We start from the raw sequence: 16,465 nt of genomic DNA on the forward strand, positions 1-16,465 counted from the left end.
ATCACACAGCTTTCCGCTTACCGTCTGCTTGGCGAAGCTTCGACAAAAGAAGGACCAACGCAGCTGGCGTCATTCCTTCGATCCTCCCCGCCTGAGCCAGTGTCCGCGGCCGCACACGGTTCAGCTTGATCTTCAATTCCGACGACAGGCCGGAAAGGCAATCAAAATCGAAGCCATTCGGGATCTCGAGCTCGGAATCCTTTTGCAGAGACGCCGCATCGCGCTTCTGTCGCTCGACATATTGCGCATAAAGCGCGTCCGTTGCGACTTGATCTCGAATATCTGTTGGAAATGCCTCTGCACCCTCCGCCAAGGGAAGAACCATGTCGAAAGTCACGCCAGGATAGGCCAAGAGATCATAGGCCGAGCGTTTGTTTCCATCCTTCGAAACGTCAAAGCCGCGTTCCGTCAGTTCCTTCGGCGTCCAAGTCAGCTGTCGAAGAACTTTTCCAATGGCAGATAGTTGTTCCATTTTTTCAGAGAACGCGGATTTGCGGTCATCACGGCAGCAGCCTAGCGCGATCGCTTTCGTGGTCAGCCGCTGATCGGCGTTATCCGCACGCAAGCTGAGCCGGAACTCGGCCCGAGACGTGAACATCCGGTATGGCTCCGTCACCCCGCGAGAGGTCAAATCGTCCAGCATAACGCCGATATAGCTTTCGGCACGGGTAAACTGGATCTTGTCCCGCTCCATTGCCCTCGCCGCAGCATTCAGACCGGCTACGAGTCCCTGCGCCGCAGCTTCCTCGTATCCCGTCGTGCCATTGATCTGGCCGGCCAAGTACAATCCCGGCACGTCGCGCAGCGCGAGCGTCAGATCGAGCGCGCGGGGATCGACGAAATCATATTCAATCGCGTATCCTGGCTGAAGAATTTCAACATTTTCAAGTGCTTCCATGGAGCGCACATAAAGCTCCTGCACCTCTGCAGGAAGCGATGTCGAAATCCCGTTCGGATAGACCGTATGATCATCGAGCCCTTCCGGCTCGAGAAAGACCTGATGTGAGGTCTTGTCGGCGAAGCGGACCACTTTGTCTTCGATGGAGGGGCAGTAACGCGGGCCAATCCCTTCGATATGGCCGCCATACATCGCAGAACGGCTCAGATTCTCGCGGATGACGTCGTGGGTCCGCTCATTGGTATGGGTGATTCCGCAAGCGATCTGGCGGGCCTGAGGCGTCTTGTTCAGGAACGAGAACATCACCGGTGTGTCATCTCCCGGCTGGCTCTCCAGCTTGTCCCAGGCGATGGTCCGTCCGTCGAGCCGCGGTGGCGTACCCGTTTTCAGCCGTCCAAGCGGCAAATCAAAGGATTTCAGGCGCTCAGCCAACGGAATCGACGGGGATTCCCCCATCCGTCCCGCGGATTGACGTTTATCCCCGATATGGATGATCCCGTTCAGGAAGGTACCGGTTGTAAGAACCACCGACGCCGAGCGGATTTCGCTGCCATCGCCCAGGATCACGCCGGCCACTGCGCTGCCCTGCATAAGGAAGTCGGTAACCTCCCCTTCAAGCACCGTCAGGTTATCAGTTGCAGACAGCGTCGCCTGCATCGTTTCGCGGTAAATCTTCCGGTCAGATTGCGCGCGCGGCCCCTGCACTGCCGGGCCCTTGCGCCGGTTGAGCAGACGGAACTGGATTCCGGCTGCGTCCGCGACGCGGCCCATGATCCCGTCCATCGCGTCAATTTCGCGAACCAGATGACCCTTCCCTAGCCCGCCGATTGCGGGATTGCAGGACATGACACCGAGATTGCCGAATTTCAGCGTCACGAGCGCCGTCCGCGCGCCAAGACGTGCGGATGCGTGGGCAGCTTCGGTACCCGCGTGGCCGCCGCCGACCACGATGACGTCAAACTCGCCATGTTTCACGTGAAACACTCCTATTTGCCGAGGCAGAAGTTCCGGAAGATATCGTCCAGCATATCCTCGACATCAACCTTGCCAATCAGCTCATCAAGACAATGTGCGGCCTGGCGAAGATGTTCGGAAAGGAACTCTGTCCGATCTTCCCCATGCTGTAGCTCAAGAAGCGCTGATTCCATAGCCGTTTTCGCACGGCTCATTGCAATCCGGTGCCGGTCGTTGCTGGCAGAGCCCGCTTGCGAGGCCTGAGCGACAAGGCGTTCGGCCAGACGTTCCAGCAGCCGGTTGATCCCCTGGCCAGTCTTCCCGGAGATTCCATCCGGATCCTTGCCGTCGTCGGATTTTGCGTGGAGGAGCAGATCACTCTCTTGCGCCACAACGCCCGGCGGCATGCCGCGCTCGTCGACAAGGATCAGGCGCAGATCGGCATCGCCGGCCCGGAAAAGCGCACGCTCGATCCCGATCCGTTCGATTTCGTCACCGCCGTCTCGGAGACCGGCAGTGTCCAGAAGCGTCACCGGCAGGCCGGAAATATCCATCCGCACTTCGATAACATCGCGGGTTGTACCGGCGATATCAGAGGTAATCGCTGCTTCACGGCCAGCCAAGGCATTGAGAAGGGTGGATTTTCCGGCATTCGGACGCCCGAGGATCGCCACCAGGAAGCCGTCGCGGATACGTTCCGCAGCGGAAATCCCGTCTATTTCAGCTTCCAGCGCGCGGAGGATGTCCTCGAGGATGCGCTTCGCCGCGGCGACGATCTCGGCGGGGAGTTCCTCGTCAGCAAAATCGATGCTTGCCGCGATCAGGGCCATGGCATGGACCAGGCTCTCGCGCCAATGGCCTACCTTCTGGCCGAGTGCGCCGGACATGACCTTCAGCGCCTGCTTGCGCTGCGCCTCGGTTTCGGCCTGAATCAGGTCGGCCAGGCCCTCGACCTCGGTCAGGTCGAGTCGGCCGTTTTCCAGGGCGCGGCGGGTGAATTCGCCGGGCTCTGCCAGCCGGGCGAGCCCCTGCTCCGCGATCTCGCGCATCACGGCGGAGACCACGGCCGGGCTGCCATGGAGGTGCAGCTCGGTGACCGGTTCGCCGGTAAAGCTCTGGCGGTCAGGGAACAGGACGACCAGCGCCTGGTCGAGGGTCTCGCCGCGCCGGTCCCGCAAGGTTGCGAGGCTCATCTGGCGCAGCGGCGGGAGCCGGCCGGCCAGCGCCAGGCATGCCTGGTGCGCGTCCGGCCCCGAAAGTCTCAGGACGGCCACGCCCGCCTTTCCCTGGCCGCTGGCCAGGGCATAGATGGTGTCCATGGCCGGCCTCGCGTCAGGTATTCATCGAGTCGAAGAAATCGGAATTCGACTTGGTCTGCTTCAGCTTGGAGATCAGGAACTCGATCGCGTCGGTGGTGCCCATCGGGTTCAGGATACGGCGCAGGACATAGGTCTTCTGCAGGTCGGCCTTGTCGACCAGCAGGTCCTCTTTCCGGGTGCCGGATTTGAGGATGTCCATCGCCGGGAAGACCCGCTTGTCGGCGACCTTGCGGTCGAGCACGATCTCGGAGTTGCCGGTACCCTTGAATTCTTCGAAGATGACTTCGTCCATGCGCGAGCCGGTATCGATCAGCGCGGTCGCGATGATGGTCAGCGACCCGCCCTCTTCGATGTTCCGTGCGGCACCGAAGAAGCGCTTGGGCCGCTGCAGCGCGTTGGCGTCGACACCGCCGGTCAGCACCTTGCCCGAGGACGGGACGACGGTGTTGAAGGCGCGGCCCAGACGGGTGATCGAGTCCAGCAGGATGACGACGTCGCGCTTGTGCTCGACCAGGCGCTTGGCCTTCTCGATCACCATTTCCGACACGGCAACGTGGCGCGAGGCCGGCTCATCGAAGGTCGAGGAGATGACCTCGCCCTTCACCGAGCGCTGCATGTCGGTGACTTCTTCCGGACGCTCGTCGATCAGAAGGACGATCAGGTAGCACTCGGGATGGTTGCGTTCGATCGAGCTCGCAATGTTCTGCAGTAGAACAGTTTTACCGGTCCGCGGCGGCGCGACGATCAGCGAGCGCTGGCCCTTGCCGATCGGCGCGACCAGGTCGATGATCCGGGCCGAGCGGTCCTTGATCGTCGGATCCTCGATTTCCATCTTCAGCCGCTCGTCGGGATAGAGCGGGGTCAGGTTGTCGAAGTTGATCTTGTGGCGCGCGCGCTCGGGCTCTTCGAAGTTGATCTTCGAGACCTTCACCAGGCCGAAATAGCGTTCGTTGTCGCGCGGCGCGTGGATCACGCCATCGATCGTGTCGCCGGTGCGCAGCGAGAACTGGCGGATCATTTCGGGGCTGACATAGATGTCGTCGGGACCCGGCAGGTAGTTCGCCTCGGGCGAGCGCAGGAAGCCGAAGCCGTCCTGCAGAACTTCTAGAACGCCATCCCCGGAGATCTCCCAGCCTTCCTCTGCGCGTTCGCGCAGGATCTGGAACATCATCTCGCCCTTCCGCATGGTGGAGGCGTTCTCGATTTCCAGATCCTCTGCCATGGCAAGCAGGGCCTTCGGGGATTGGGCCTTGAGATCGGCCAGATTGAGACGTTCTTCAGTCATGCAGGTGGATGCTCTCTCAGCGATCGACCGCAGTGGCGGGATCAACCGTATATATAAAGGGGAATCATCAGGCGGACGCCTGAGGCAGCCGTGTAGCCGGAACAGATACAGAAGTCAATTCAGAACGGGCGGGCGATCACGGCGACCACGATCACGATCATCAGCAGCGTCGGGATCTCGTTCATCATCCGGTAGCTGCGGCCGGTCCTGGTATTGGCGCCGGTGGCGAAGTCCTTGCGGCGCATGGCCAGCCAGTGGTGGAACCAGGTCATCCCTAGCACCGCAGCGGCCTTGGCATAGGGCCAGATGGCGCTCCAGTCGATGATGCCGGGGGTCAGGGCCAGGCAGAGGCCGAAGACCCAGGTGGCGATCATGGCCGGTGTCATGATGAACCGCAGGAGCTTGTACTCCATCGTCTGGAACAGGCCGTCCGTGTCTCCGCCCTGCTCGACCTTCTCGACGTGATAGACATAGAGTCTGGGCAGATAGAACAGTCCCGCCATCCAGGCGATCACGGAGATCACGTGCAGGGACTTTGTCCACGGGTACGCTGAGGCAAGGAATTCGGCGATCATGGTCTCTCCTTTCCCCCATATAAAAATTAAAAGATAGATAAGGAAGAGGTTGATTAAGGCCCTGTGGACAATGTGGATTGGCGAATTATCCGGGGCATTGTCCACATGTGGACAACTCGGGATAATCGGCGCCCTTAAGACGCGATTAAGATTTTTCCACAGCGATCCCAGCCATTTAGTTTTCACATGCCGATTTTGGCTGTGGATAACTCTGAGGATCATGCTGCGGGAGATTCACCATCCACACAAACCAGCTCCGGGGATTCACAGCCGGCAAACGGCATGTGGGAATCGCGGACAAGTCGGCGAAATTTCCGCTTGTCTGGCCATGGCGGATCTTATCCGGTATCCGGCCACAGATTCTCCAAGACAGGAGTCACAGGGTTATCCACATGGCGACTACGCTGATCCTCGCATCGAGCTCGCAGATACGGGCCGCGCTTCTGACATCGGCCGGGCTGGCGCCCGAGATCGTGCCGGCCCGGGTCGACGAGGAGACGCTGCGGCTGTCCTTCGCGGCCGAGGGCATCGGCGCCCGGGACATGGCCGACGCACTGGCCGAGGCGAAGGCGGCGAAGGTCAGCGCCAAGCGGCCGGGCGCGCTGGTTCTGGGCTGCGACCAGGTGCTGGAACATCGCGGCGAGGTGCTGGGCAAGCCGGCGAGCCCGGAAGAGGCAGCGGCACATCTGGCGCGTCTTCGCGGCGATCGCCACAAGCTGTTGTCGGCGGCGGTGGTCTATCGCGACGGCGAGCCGCTCTGGCGGCATGTCGGCGTGGCCCGGCTGGAAATGCGCGACTTCTCCGACAGCTACGCCGCGGACTACCTGGCGCGGAACTGGCAGAGCATCCGCCATTCGGTCGGCGGCTACAAGCTGGAGGAGGAGGGCGTCCGCCTCTTCGCGAAGACCGAGGGGGACCATTTCACCATTCTCGGCCTGCCTCTGCTGGAGCTCCTGAACTGGCTGACCCTGCGCGGAGATATTGACGGATGAGCAAGCGGATTCCCCTGGCCGGCGTGATCGGCAATCCGGTGGGCCACAGCAAGTCGCCGCGGATGCATGCGCACTGGCTGGCGTCGCAGGACCTGCCGGGACATTACATACCTATGGAGGTGGAGGCCGAGGATCTGGCCGATGTGCTGGCGGCCCTGCCCCGGATGGGCTTCGCCGGCACCAATGTCACGATCCCGCACAAGGAGGCGGCGCTGGCCGGCGCGGTGCGGGCGACGCCGCGGGCGCGGGCGATCGGCGCGGCGAACACGCTGACCTTCCTTCCGGGCGGCGGCTACGAGGCCGACAATACCGACGGCTACGGCTTCTTCGCCAATCTGCAGCAGCGGGCCGGCGACTGGCGGGCCTCGGACGGGCCGGTGGCGGTCTTCGGGGCCGGCGGCGCGGCGCGGGCGATCCTGCATGCGATGCTCGAGGCCGGCGCGCCGGAGATCCGGCTGATGAACCGGACACGGGCGCGGGCGGAGACGCTGGCGGCGGCGTTCGGGCCGCGGGTGAAAGTGCTCGACTGGGGCGATACCGGGCCGGCTCTGGACGGCGCGGCGACCGTGGTGAACACGACCTCGCTCGGCATGGCGGGCCAGCCGGCCTTCGATCTGGATCTCGGCGGGTTGCGCCCGGGCATGATCGCGACGGACATCGTCTATATCCCGCTGGAAACGCCGTTCCTGCAGGCGGCATCGCGGCGCGGCGCGCGGATCGTCGACGGGCTCGGCATGCTGCTCTGGCAGGGGGTGCCGGGCTTCAACCGCTGGTTCGGCGGCGACGCGCAGGTAACGCCCGAGCTGCGCGAACTGATGCTGGCGCCATGACCGCTCCGCTGCGCCTCGGCCTCACCGGCTCGATCGGGATGGGGAAATCGACCACGGCGAAGATCTTCGCCGAGTTGGGCTGCGATGTCTGGGACGCGGATGCGGCGGTGCACAGGCTCTACGGGCCGGCCGGCGCGGCGGTGCCCGGTATGGCGCAGCTGCATCCCGAGGCGGTGGTCGACGGGGCCATCTGCCGCGCGCGGCTGAAGGAGTGGATCGCGGCGGATCCCGCGGCGCTGCGCCAGATCGAGGCGCTGGTCCATCCGCTTGTCGCCGCCGACCGGGCCGGCTTCCTGGCGAACAGCACGGCGCGGATCGTCGTTTTCGACATTCCCCTGCTCTTCGAGAACGGCACCGAGGCCGAGATGGATGCGGTCGCCGTCGTCACCGCCCCGGCGGAGGTGCAGCGCGCGCGCGTCCTCGAACGACCCGGCATGACGGAGGCGCAGCTCGACCTGATCCTGGCGCGGCAGATGCCCGATGCCGAGAAGCGGGCGCGCGCCGATTACCTGATCGAGACGGTGGACATCGACAGCGCCCGCGCGCAGGTTCGCGCGGTGATCGACGATCTGGAGGCAGGCCATGCGTGAAATCGTGCTCGATACCGAAACCACGGGCTTCGATCCCGAGACCGGCGACCGGGTGGTCGAAATCGGCGCGGTGGAGCTGTTCAACCACCTGCCGACCGGCCGCCAGTACCACCAGTACATCAACCCCGCCCGCGGCATGCCGTCGGACGCCTTCGGCGTGCACGGGATCGGCCCGGACCTGCTGAACCCGCCGCGTCCGGCGGAGGGCAAGGAAGTCACCCTGCTCGACAAGCCGCTCTTCGAGGAGATCGGCCGCGCCTTCGTCGAGTTCATCGGCACGGATGCGAGGATCGTCGCGCATAATGCCGCCTTCGACCACAAGTTCCTGAATTTCGAGCTGAAGCGGATGGGCCTGCCGGTCATCGCCGCCGACCGCGTGGTCGACTCGCTGTCAATTGCGCGGAAGAAATTCCCCGGCTCGCCGGCTTCGCTCGATGCGCTCTGCCGCCGGTTTGGCATCGACAACTCGGACCGCGAGCTGCACGGCGCGCTTCTCGACAGCGAGATCCTGGCGGAGGTCTATCTGGAGCTGATCGGCGGCCGCCAGCCCGGGCTGGAGCTGTCCTCGGGCCGGCAGCGCGGCGGCAGCGCCGGGCTGGACGATGCCGGCTGGAAGCCCGCGCCGCGGCCGAATCCCCTGCCCGCCCGGCTGACCGAAGACGAGCGCGCCGCGCATGACGCCTTTGTCGCGAAGCTGGGAGAGAGCGCGATCTGGGCCAGATTTTCCGGCTGACCGCAGGTAAAATCGGGTTTCTAGTTATGCACTCAGTGCATACCGCTATGATAGCGTACGAAAAATAAAGGAAAATTTCTCACAGCGCAATTTTAGCATTTGCAAGCCTGCCGAGTCCTCGCCACCAAAGTGGAATACCATTGCATGCACCAGGGAGGACCAAGTGCTACAGCAGGCTCGTATCCGGAATCTCGATTTCCAGTCCAAGGTGATGAGCGCCGAGGACGCGGCGCGGCTGATTTCCAATGGCAGCACCATCGGCATGAGCGGGTTCACCGGCTCGGGCTACCCGAAGGCGGTTCCGCTGGCGCTGGCCAGCCGCATCGAAGAGGAACATGCCGCGGGCAACCCCTTCCGCGTGAAGATCTGGACCGGCGCCTCGACCGGGCCGGAGCTGGACGGCGCGCTCGCCAAGTCCGACGGGATCGAATTCCGCCTTCCCTACAACTCGGATCCCATCGCGCGGCAGAAGATCAATGCCGGGCAGATGGAATATTTCGACATGCATCTCAGCCAGGTCGCGCCGATGGCCTGGCAGGGTTTCCTCGGCAAGCTCGACACGGCCGTGATCGAGATTTCGGGGATCACGCCGGCGGGCGAGCTCGTCCCGTCCTCGTCCGTCGGCAACAACAAGACCTGGATCGACATCGCCGACAAGATCATCCTGGAGGTCAATGCCTGGCAGAGCACCATGCTGGACGGCATGCACGACATCTACTACGGCACGGCGCTGCCGCCCTTCCGCAAGCCGATCCCGCTGGTGAATGCCGATGACCGCATCGGCCAGCCGCATTTCCGCGTCGATCCGTCGAAGGTGATCGCCGTCGTCGTCACCGACGCGCCGGACCGCAACGCGCCCTTCTCCGCCCCGGACGAGACCGCGGAGGCGATCGCCGGGAACATCCTCGACTTCCTCGTCTGGGAGGCCAAGCGGGCCGGCCTGCCGCCCTCGCTGCTGCCGCTGCAATCGGGCGTGGGCAACGTGCCGAATGCGGTGATGGCCGGGCTGATCGACACGCCCTTCGAGCAGATGACCGCCTTCACCGAGGTGATCCAGGACGGCATGCTCGACATGATCGAGGCCGGCACGCTGCGCATGGCCTCGGCCACGGCGTTCTCGCTCTCGCCGGAGAAGGCGCTCTATTTCAACGAGAATGCCGGTTTCTTCCGCGACAAGCTGATCCTGCGCCCGCAGGACATCTCGAACAATCCGGAACTCGTCCGCCGGCTCGGTTGCATCGCGATGAACGGGCTGATCGAGGCCGATATCTACGGCAACGTGAACTCCACCCATGTCATGGGCTCGCGGATCCAGAACGGCATCGGCGGCTCGGGCGATTTCGCGCGGAACGGCTACCTGTCAATCTTCATGACGCCCTCGACGGCCAAGGGCGGCGCGATTTCGGCGATCGTCCCGCAATGCGCGCATGTCGACCACATCAACCAGGACGTCCAGGTGATCGTGACCGAGCAGGGCCTGGCCGACCTGCGCGGCCTCTCGCCGAAGCAGAAGGCGAAGCTGATCGTCGAGAAATGCGCCCATCCGGCCTACAAGCCCATGCTGGAGGACTACATGGCGCGCGCCGAGACCGAGAGCTTCGGCCTGCATGCGCCGTCGATCCCGCGCGAGGCGCTGAGCTGGCACCAGCGCTTCATGGATACCGGCACGATGATGCCCTGACATGAAAAAGGGAGCGCCGCGGCGCTCCCTCTTCCGTTCCGCAGGGCGGGCCGGCTCAGTTGACGGCCGGTGCCTCGGTCTGCTGGGCGGAGGCGCGGCGCGCGATCTCGTTGCGGTAGATCGCCATGAAATCGACATTCTCCAGGTTCAGCGGCGGGAAGCCGCCGTCGCGGGTCACGTCGGACACGATGCGGCGCACGAAGGGGAAGAGCATCCGCGGGCATTCGATCATCAGGAAGGGGTGGAGCTGCGCTTCGGGAACGCCCTCGATCAGGAAAATCCCGGCATAGTCGAGATCCATCCGGAACAGGATGTCCTCGCTGCCCTTGTTCTTCGAGGTCACGGTGAACTTGGTCTGGACTTCGTACTGGTTGTCCGCCGGACGCTTCTTGGCGTCGAGGTTGACCTGCACCTGGACGTCGGGCTGGACATCGCCCTGGACGCCCTTCTGGGCGACGATGTTCTCGAAGGACAGGTCGCGGATGAACTGGCCCAGGATCTGCATTTTCACCTGGGGTTGCTGCGGGGCTGCGCCGTTTTCGGCCATGAGGTCTCTCCCGTTGGAATGTCCCGCCGGTAGTTAGCAGGAAGCCCGTCAGCCCTCAATGCTGGCGAGCCGCATAGTTCGCCGCATTTGATCCCGAAAATCCCGTCCGCACCGCCATTTGCATAGAAAAACGGCCCGGTTTCGTCACCGGACCGTCATATTGGCACAAGTCGTGCGGGTCAGCGGCGGGTCCAGCCCGAGGGACTGTCGCCGGGCCGGGGCGGCAGGTCGTCGGGATCGACCTCGGTGAACTCGCCCTCGATCGTGTCGCGCCCGCTGCGCGGGGGGCGGCCGTAATTCGCCCCGCCCATGTTCATGTAGACGCCCTGCATCTTCACGTTCTTCCGCAGCCAGTTGAACATCGCCATCCGCACGCCCGGGATCAGCAGCAGGAAGCCCATCGTGTCGGTGAAGAAGCCGGGCGTCAGCAGGAGCGCGCCGGCGAATAGGATCATCGCGCCGTGGATCATGTGCTCGGCCGGGTTGCCGTCGCCGGCCATGGCGCGCTGCAGCTTCTGCAGCACCTGCCCGCCCTGCTTGCGCATCATCACATGGCCGATCACCGCGGTCAGCAGCACGATCAGCAGCGTCGGCCACAGGCCGATCAGGCCGCCGACCTGGATGAACAGGCCGATCTCGATCAGCGGAATTGCGATGAATGCGATCAAGAGCCACATCTGCGCTCTCTCCCTTTGCTCTGCTGGTCCGGTAGACTTGGGTCTTTCGAGCACTTACATAGGGAAGACATCCGGGCGTTACCACCAGAGGCTGCCAATGAGCTCTTCCGTCATCGAACTTCTCGTGCTTGCGGGCATCGCGATCTTTCTGATCGTGCGCCTGAAGAACGTCCTGGGCACGCGAGACGGATTCGAGAAGCCGCCCGTGCAGGCCCCCGGCCCGGCAACCGAGCGCCCGCGCCCGGATTTCGAGGTGATCGAGGGCGGACCCGACCGGGACATCATCGACCATGTCGAAAGCGGCAGCGACGCGGCCGAGGCGCTGGCCAAGATGAAGGGCGCAGAGCCGGAATTCGCCGTGGGCGAGTTCCTGCAGGGCGCCCGCGGCGCCTACGAGATGATCCTGATGTCCTTCGAGCGCGGCGATCTCTCCGAGGTGCGCAACTTCCTGGCCCCGGAAGTGCATGACAGCTTCCTCGAGGTCATCGAGGAGCGCGAGCGCCAGGGCCTGTCAGTCGAGGCGAATTTCGTCGGCATCCGCGAGCTGGCCCTGGTCGGCGCGGAATTCGACGACGCGACCCGCGAGGGCGAGGTCACGGTGCGCTTCGTCGGCGAGCTGACCTCGGTCGTGCGCGACGTCTCCGGCACGGTGATCGAGGGCGATCCCAACCTGATCAAGCGCCAGCGCGACGTCTGGACCTTCGGCCGCGTGATGGGCAGCGACGATCCGAACTGGCAGCTCGTCGCCACCGGCGCCTGAGCGGACCCGACCGGACATGGCACGGAAACGGCGCGGCCTGAGCGAGGAGGATCGCGCTATCTGGGACAGGGTGGCGTCTTCCGTGACGCCCCGGCGTCCCGACCGGCCCCCGGCCCCGCCCGAAGACCGGGCGGCGCCGCCCAAGACCCCCGCACCCCATCCAGCACGAGACGCCGAGCCGCAGCCCCAGACGCCGCGGCCGTTCCGCATTGGCGAGCGGGCAAAGCCCGGAACCGGCGGGCATGACCTGTCGCCGCCGATTTCCGAGGCGATCGCGAAGGCGCCGGTGAAGATGGACCGCAAGGCCTTCGGCCGGATGAAGAAGGGCAAGCTGGTGCCCGAAGCGCGGCTCGACCTGCACGGGCTGACCCAGGACCAGGCGCATCCGGCGCTGACCCGGTTCATCTCGGAAAGCTACATGCGGCAGATGCGGCTGGTGCTCGTCATCACCGGCAAGGGCAAGGAGCGCGACGAGCCCGGGCCCATGCCGGTGCCGCGCGGCGTGCTGAAGCACCAGGTGCCGCACTGGCTGAATACCGGCGCGCTCAAGCTGATGGTGCTGCAGATCTCCGAGGCGCATCTGAAGCATGGCGGCACCGGCGCCTACTACGTCTATCTGCGCCGCCACCGCTGAGGGATGGGACGTCGCCGCTGCCGCTATCCGCGGCCCTCGTCTCGCCGAACCCGCTCTACAGCATGGGCATTCCGTCCTTCCAGGTGAGGCGCACGCCGCCGACCGGCCGCGTTCCGGTCGCCAGATTGCCGAAGGCGGCGCCCCGCGCCGAAAGGTCCATCAGGCCGGTGCCGTCATCGCGGGTCTCGTGCTTGGCGCCGTCGAGCAGCATCCCCTCCGCCCCGGAAGCGCGTCCTCGCCGAAGCCGCTGCGGGAACGGCAGTGCACCGGAGCCGGTCATTGCCGAAATTGCCGTCGAGCAGGTCTCCGCTGCCGATCCGCGCCATGCCGCGCTGGCCGTGGTTCCCGTCATCCCTTCCGCCGCGGATCAGGTCGGAGCGGGATCCACAGCGGATCACGCCGTCGCCCTCCAGCGTGTCGGCATGGGCCGAACCGGGACTGGGTCGTCTCCGCCGATCGCGTCGGGGACGATGCCCCTGTCCGCCCTCGAAAGGCAAAGGAGATCGTCGCCAGTGGTCGCGGTTCGCGCCGTCCAGGCGGGCAGAAGGAAGCCGCCGACCGGTATGACCGCGGAGACCGGCCCCAAGTGGCGCAGCGTTGGGTGGCGAGCCTGCCGGTGCCGCTGCCTTCCCGGGGGTGCCTCTCGGGTTCAACCCTGACCTCGACGATGTCCTTGATGGCGGTGAAATCCCGACTCGCCAAGGCGAACGCGTCCTTCCTTTCTGTCGCCGCAAAGGTCCCGGCACGGAGCCGTCCAGCACGGTGAACAGATCGTCGTCGAATCCGATGGACGCATGCACCGCGGAGGGGCCGTGCAGCGCGGGCAGAGCTGCTCCGGCCGTGTCTGGCAACCGGGCCTCCTGCATCTGGTGGTCCGGGTTCGGGGCGAAGCTCACGGCATCAGCGGGAAGGCCGGACCAAAGGGGCCGCCTGGAAGGCGCAGGACCAGGATCACGTTCCCCTAGCCGGCGTCTGAACAAGGTCTCTGGGGCGTCGTCGTGGAGGAAATACGTCCGGATTTGGTCAAGGCGTCTCCCTGAATTCGGGAATTCGAGCTGCTTTCGGGACCATTTTCCAGCTTTGCGCCCAAGCTGCGTGGCCAGACAGACTTGTTCAGTACCCTGCCAGGTGAAGGGCCGTCCGCAGGAGCCTTGGCTGCACCGTCCTGCGTCCTGATCGGCGTGCCGGTCCCGGCGCCGGTGCCGATGACGACCATCGGGGCGGCGACAGGACGGGCGCACGGGTGTCGGGCCTCCGGAAAAGACGAAGGTCAGGGGTGACCCATGGGCGTTCCCTGCGCCCGGCCCTTCACGGAAATCCCGACCTCAGTCTCCAGTTACGCCTATTGCGGCAATAGGTTGCGCAATTCGTACAGGGCTTCCAGCGCCTCGCGCGGACTCAGCCCGTCGGGGTCGATCTGCCCAAGCCGGTCCTCGACGGCGGAGGCGGCGGCAGGCGGTGCCACGGGCTCGGGACGGATGGCGGCGAAAAGTGGCAGGTCGTCGATTACCGCCTTTCGCTTGCCCTCGCGCTCGCCCTTTTCCAGCGCCGTCAGCACCTCGCGGGCGCGGGCGATCACCGTCTCGGGCAGGCCGGCGAGCTTGGCGACCTGCACGCCGTAGCTGGCCGCCGCCGCGCCGTCGCGCACCTCGTGGAGGAAGATCACCTCGCCCTCCCACTCTTTCACCGCGACCGTCGCGTTGGCGACGCCCTCCAGCTTGTCGGCAAGCTGGGTGAGCTCGTGGTAATGCGTGGCGAAAAGCGCGCGGCAGCGGTTCGAGGCGTGCAGATGTTCCAGCGTCGCCCAGGCGATCGAGAGCCCGTCATAGGTGGCGGTGCCGCGTCCGATCTCGTCGAGGATGACCAGCGCGCGTTCGTCGGCCTGGTTCAGGATCGCCGCGGTCTCGACCATCTCGACCATGAAGGTGGAGCGGCCGCGCGCCAGGTCGTCCGAGGCGCCGACGCGGCTGAAAATCTGGCTGACCAGTCCGATGCGGGCGCTATCTGCGGGCACGAAGCTGCCGACCTGCGCCAGCAGCGCGATCAGCGCGTTCTGCCGCAGCCAGGTCGATTTGCCGGCCATGTTCGGCCCGGTCAGCAGCCGGATCGCCGCCCCCGCGCCGGCGCTGAGCCGGCAGTCATTGGCGACGAAGGGATCGCCGGTGCGGCGCAGCGCGTCCTCGACCACCGGATGGCGCCCGGCCTCGATCTCGAAGGCGCGGCTGTCATCCACCTCGGGGCGACACCAGCGGCGGTCGGCGGCCAGATCGGCGAAGCCGGCCTGCAGGTCGAGCTCCGCCATGGCCCGTGCCGCGGTGGAGATCGCGCTGGCCTCCGCGAGGCAGGACTGGCGCAGGGCGGCGAAGATCCGCGCCTCGATCCCCAGCGCCTCGCCGCCGGCATTGAGGATGCGGCTTTCCAGCTCGCTCAGTTCCGGCGTGGTGAAGCGCAGGGCGTTTGCCGTGGTCTGGCGGTGCTTGAACTGGCTCGCGAGCGGCTCGGCCAGCATCTTCTGCGCATGGGTGGCGGGCGTCTCGATGAAATAGCCCAGCACGTTGTTATGCTTGACCTTCAGCGCGTTGATCCCGGTGGCATCGGCGTATTTGCCCTGCAGCCCGGCGATATAGCCCCGGCCCTCGTCGCGCAGCTGCCGCGCGGCGTCCAGATCCGGGTCGAAGCCCGCCGCGACGAACCCGCCATCGCGTGCCAGAAGCGGCGGCTCGGCGACCAGCGCGGTCTGCAGCTCGGCCTCGACGCCGGGCTCGGTTTCCAGATCGCGGGCCAGCCGCGCCAGCGCATCGGGCAGGTCTCCGCCCAGCTCGGCGGCCAGATCGGCCGCGGCGGCCAGCCCGTCGCGGATCGCCGCCAGATCGCGCGGACCGCCGCGGTCGAGCGAGAGCCGGCCGAGCGCGCGGTCCATGTCGGGCACCTGCCGGAGCCGGCTCCGCAGCCGCTCGCGCAGCCGCGGATCTTCGTGCAGCGCGGCAACCGCCGCCAGCCGTTCGCGGATCTGCGCCAGGTCGCGCGAGGGCGTCGCCAGCCGGTTGGCCAGCAGCCGCCCGCCCGGCGCAGTGAGCGTGCGGTCGATGGCGGCAATCAGCGAGCCGTCGCGCCCGCCGGAGAGGGCCTGCACCAGCTCCAGATTGCGGCGGGTCGCGGCGTCGATCTGCACCGTGCCGCCCGGTTCCTCGCGGCGCGGCGGCGCGAGCCGCGGCAGCTTTCCCTTCTGGGTGATCTCCAGATAGTCGATCAGCGCGCCGAGCGCCGACTGCTCTGCCCGGGTGAAGCTGCCGAAGGCATCGGGGCTGTCGACGCCGAAGGCGCGGCCGATCCGTCCCGCGGCCGCCTGGCTGTCGAAGCTCGCCGCGCCAAGGGGCGCCAGCACCAGACCCATGTCATGCGCGGTCTCGCGCAGCCCCTCCTCCAGCGCCTCGGCGCAAAGCAGCTCCCGCGGGAGCAGCCGGGCCAGCTGCGGGCCCAGGGTCAGCCGCGGACAGGGCGCCACGGTCAGCGCGCCGGTGGAGATGTCGCACCAGGCCAGCGCCCCCTCGCCGCGCAGCTCGGCATAGGCGGCGAGATAGTTGTTGGCGCGCGCTTCCAGCAGGCTGTCCTCCGTCAGCGTGCCGGCCGTCACCACGCGGGTCACGCCGCGCTTCACCACCGACTTGTAGCCGCGCTTCTTCGCCTCGGACGGGTCCTCGAGCTGGTCGCAGATGGCGATGCGGAAGCCCTTGCGGGTCAGCTGGTGCAGGTAGCCCTCGGCGGCATGGACGGGCACGCCGCACATCGGGATGTCCTCGCCCTGGTGCTTGCCGCGCTTTGTCAGCGCGATGTCGAGCGCCTCCGAGGCCGCGACGGCATCGTCGAAGAACATCTCGTAGAAATCGCCCATGCGGTAGAAGAGCAGGTCGCCTTGATGGGCGGCCTTGATCTCCAGGAACTGGGCCATCATCGGGGTGACATCGGACATGCGGGGGCTCGCCTCATCAG

At 65.8% G+C, this 16,465-nt stretch carries 15 protein-coding genes; 7 read left to right on the plus strand and 8 right to left on the minus strand.

Annotation, left to right across the window (positions count from 1 at the left end):
* Position 1: 1 nt before the first annotated feature.
* The 4 genes from mnmG to hemJ form a co-directional block, all read right to left on the minus strand.
* Positions 2 to 1,873 (minus strand): tRNA uridine-5-carboxymethylaminomethyl(34) synthesis enzyme MnmG, encoded by a 1,872-nt coding sequence (mnmG, locus tag FGX59_RS09335; RefSeq protein ID WP_138466266.1) that lies wholly within the window; start codon positions 1,871 to 1,873, stop codon positions 2 to 4.
* Between the two features lie 11 nt (positions 1,874 to 1,884).
* Positions 1,885 to 3,171: a tRNA uridine-5-carboxymethylaminomethyl(34) synthesis GTPase MnmE gene (gene mnmE, locus FGX59_RS09340; protein ID WP_138466267.1), complete on the minus strand. Its 1,287-nt coding sequence runs from the start codon at positions 3,169 to 3,171 to the stop codon at positions 1,885 to 1,887.
* Between the two features lie 13 nt (positions 3,172 to 3,184).
* Complete coding sequence (gene rho / locus FGX59_RS09345) at positions 3,185 to 4,456, minus strand: transcription termination factor Rho (RefSeq protein ID WP_138466268.1); 1,272 nt, start codon at positions 4,454 to 4,456, stop codon at positions 3,185 to 3,187.
* 119 nt (positions 4,457 to 4,575) lie between these two features.
* A complete protein-coding gene (gene hemJ / locus FGX59_RS09350; RefSeq protein WP_138466269.1) occupies positions 4,576 to 5,031 on the minus strand; it encodes a protoporphyrinogen oxidase HemJ in 456 nt (151 codons plus the stop codon).
* Positions 5,032 to 5,423: 392 nt separating this feature from the next.
* Here hemJ and FGX59_RS09355 point away from each other — a divergent pair, with 392 nt between their 5' ends.
* From FGX59_RS09355 to FGX59_RS09375, 5 genes are all read left to right on the plus strand, one after another.
* Entirely contained in the window at positions 5,424 to 6,023 is a 600-nt protein-coding gene (locus FGX59_RS09355) for a nucleoside triphosphate pyrophosphatase (RefSeq protein ID WP_138466270.1), read from the plus strand.
* Positions 6,020 to 6,853 carry a shikimate dehydrogenase gene (locus tag FGX59_RS09360; protein ID WP_138466271.1) on the plus strand — a complete coding sequence of 278 codons (834 nt, stop codon included), beginning with the start codon at positions 6,020 to 6,022 and terminating at the stop codon, positions 6,851 to 6,853. The genes FGX59_RS09355 and FGX59_RS09360 overlap by 4 nt, the downstream gene beginning before the upstream one ends.
* Positions 6,850 to 7,443, plus strand: coding sequence for a dephospho-CoA kinase (gene coaE / locus FGX59_RS09365; RefSeq protein ID WP_138466272.1), 594 nt, complete (start codon positions 6,850 to 6,852; stop codon positions 7,441 to 7,443). Before FGX59_RS09360 ends, coaE begins: the two co-directional genes overlap by 4 nt.
* Positions 7,436 to 8,176 (plus strand): DNA polymerase III subunit epsilon, encoded by a 741-nt coding sequence (gene dnaQ, locus FGX59_RS09370; protein ID WP_138466273.1) that lies wholly within the window; start codon positions 7,436 to 7,438, stop codon positions 8,174 to 8,176. Before coaE ends, dnaQ begins: the two co-directional genes overlap by 8 nt.
* A 163-nt stretch (positions 8,177 to 8,339) precedes the next feature.
* Positions 8,340 to 9,857 (plus strand): acetyl-CoA hydrolase/transferase family protein, encoded by a 1,518-nt coding sequence (locus tag FGX59_RS09375; RefSeq protein ID WP_138466274.1) that lies wholly within the window; start codon positions 8,340 to 8,342, stop codon positions 9,855 to 9,857.
* Positions 9,858 to 9,912: 55 nt separating this feature from the next.
* Here the strand turns inward: FGX59_RS09375 and secB are convergent, their stop codons facing one another.
* Both secB and FGX59_RS09385 read right to left on the minus strand, forming a co-directional pair.
* Positions 9,913 to 10,404 carry a protein-export chaperone SecB gene (gene secB / locus FGX59_RS09380; protein WP_138466275.1) on the minus strand — a complete coding sequence of 164 codons (492 nt, stop codon included), beginning with the start codon at positions 10,402 to 10,404 and terminating at the stop codon, positions 9,913 to 9,915.
* Between the two features lie 179 nt (positions 10,405 to 10,583).
* On the minus strand, positions 10,584 to 11,081 hold the full coding sequence (locus FGX59_RS09385; protein WP_138466276.1) for an FxsA family protein: 498 nt from the start codon (positions 11,079 to 11,081) through the stop codon (positions 10,584 to 10,586).
* A 97-nt stretch (positions 11,082 to 11,178) separates the two neighbouring features.
* Between FGX59_RS09385 and FGX59_RS09390 the strand changes: the two genes are divergently transcribed.
* On the plus strand, positions 11,179 to 11,841 hold the full coding sequence (locus tag FGX59_RS09390) for a Tim44/TimA family putative adaptor protein (RefSeq protein WP_138466277.1): 663 nt from the start codon (positions 11,179 to 11,181) through the stop codon (positions 11,839 to 11,841).
* An 82-nt stretch (positions 11,842 to 11,923) separates the two neighbouring features.
* Entirely contained in the window at positions 11,924 to 12,475 is a 552-nt protein-coding gene (locus FGX59_RS09395; RefSeq protein WP_370295905.1) for a Smr/MutS family protein, read from the plus strand.
* A gap of 55 nt (positions 12,476 to 12,530) precedes the next feature.
* Here the strand turns inward: FGX59_RS09395 and FGX59_RS37520 are convergent, their stop codons facing one another.
* Positions 12,531 to 12,686, minus strand: coding sequence for a hypothetical protein (locus tag FGX59_RS37520; protein ID WP_171060583.1), 156 nt, complete (start codon positions 12,684 to 12,686; stop codon positions 12,531 to 12,533).
* Positions 12,687 to 13,817: 1,131 nt separating this feature from the next.
* On the minus strand, positions 13,818 to 16,445 hold the full coding sequence (gene mutS / locus FGX59_RS09400; RefSeq protein ID WP_138466279.1) for a DNA mismatch repair protein MutS: 2,628 nt from the start codon (positions 16,443 to 16,445) through the stop codon (positions 13,818 to 13,820).
* Positions 16,446 to 16,465: the final 20 nt, after the last annotated feature.

The sequence above is a fragment of the Poseidonocella sp. HB161398 genome (genome assembly GCF_005870025.1).
In the GTDB taxonomy this organism is placed as follows: domain Bacteria; phylum Pseudomonadota; class Alphaproteobacteria; order Rhodobacterales; family Rhodobacteraceae; genus Mangrovicoccus.

Coding starts and splice junctions, on each gene's coding strand:
- mnmE (WP_138466267.1), bottom strand. CDS start 3,171: ATGGACACCATCTATGCCCTGGCCAGCGGCCAGGGAAAGGCGGGCGTG.
- rho (WP_138466268.1), bottom strand. CDS start 4,456: ATGACTGAAGAACGTCTCAATCTGGCCGATCTCAAGGCCCAATCCCCG.
- hemJ (WP_138466269.1), bottom strand. CDS start 5,031: ATGATCGCCGAATTCCTTGCCTCAGCGTACCCGTGGACAAAGTCCCTG.
- FGX59_RS09355 (WP_138466270.1), top strand. CDS start 5,424: ATGGCGACTACGCTGATCCTCGCATCGAGCTCGCAGATACGGGCCGCG.
- FGX59_RS09360 (WP_138466271.1), top strand. CDS start 6,020: ATGAGCAAGCGGATTCCCCTGGCCGGCGTGATCGGCAATCCGGTGGGC.
- coaE (WP_138466272.1), top strand. CDS start 6,850: ATGACCGCTCCGCTGCGCCTCGGCCTCACCGGCTCGATCGGGATGGGG.
- dnaQ (WP_138466273.1), top strand. CDS start 7,436: ATGCGTGAAATCGTGCTCGATACCGAAACCACGGGCTTCGATCCCGAG.
- secB (WP_138466275.1), bottom strand. CDS start 10,404: ATGGCCGAAAACGGCGCAGCCCCGCAGCAACCCCAGGTGAAAATGCAG.
- FGX59_RS09385 (WP_138466276.1), bottom strand. CDS start 11,081: ATGTGGCTCTTGATCGCATTCATCGCAATTCCGCTGATCGAGATCGGC.
- FGX59_RS09390 (WP_138466277.1), top strand. CDS start 11,179: ATGAGCTCTTCCGTCATCGAACTTCTCGTGCTTGCGGGCATCGCGATC.
- FGX59_RS37520 (WP_171060583.1), bottom strand. CDS start 12,686: ATGCTGCTCGACGGCGCCAAGCACGAGACCCGCGATGACGGCACCGGC.
- mutS (WP_138466279.1), bottom strand. CDS start 16,445: ATGTCCGATGTCACCCCGATGATGGCCCAGTTCCTGGAGATCAAGGCC.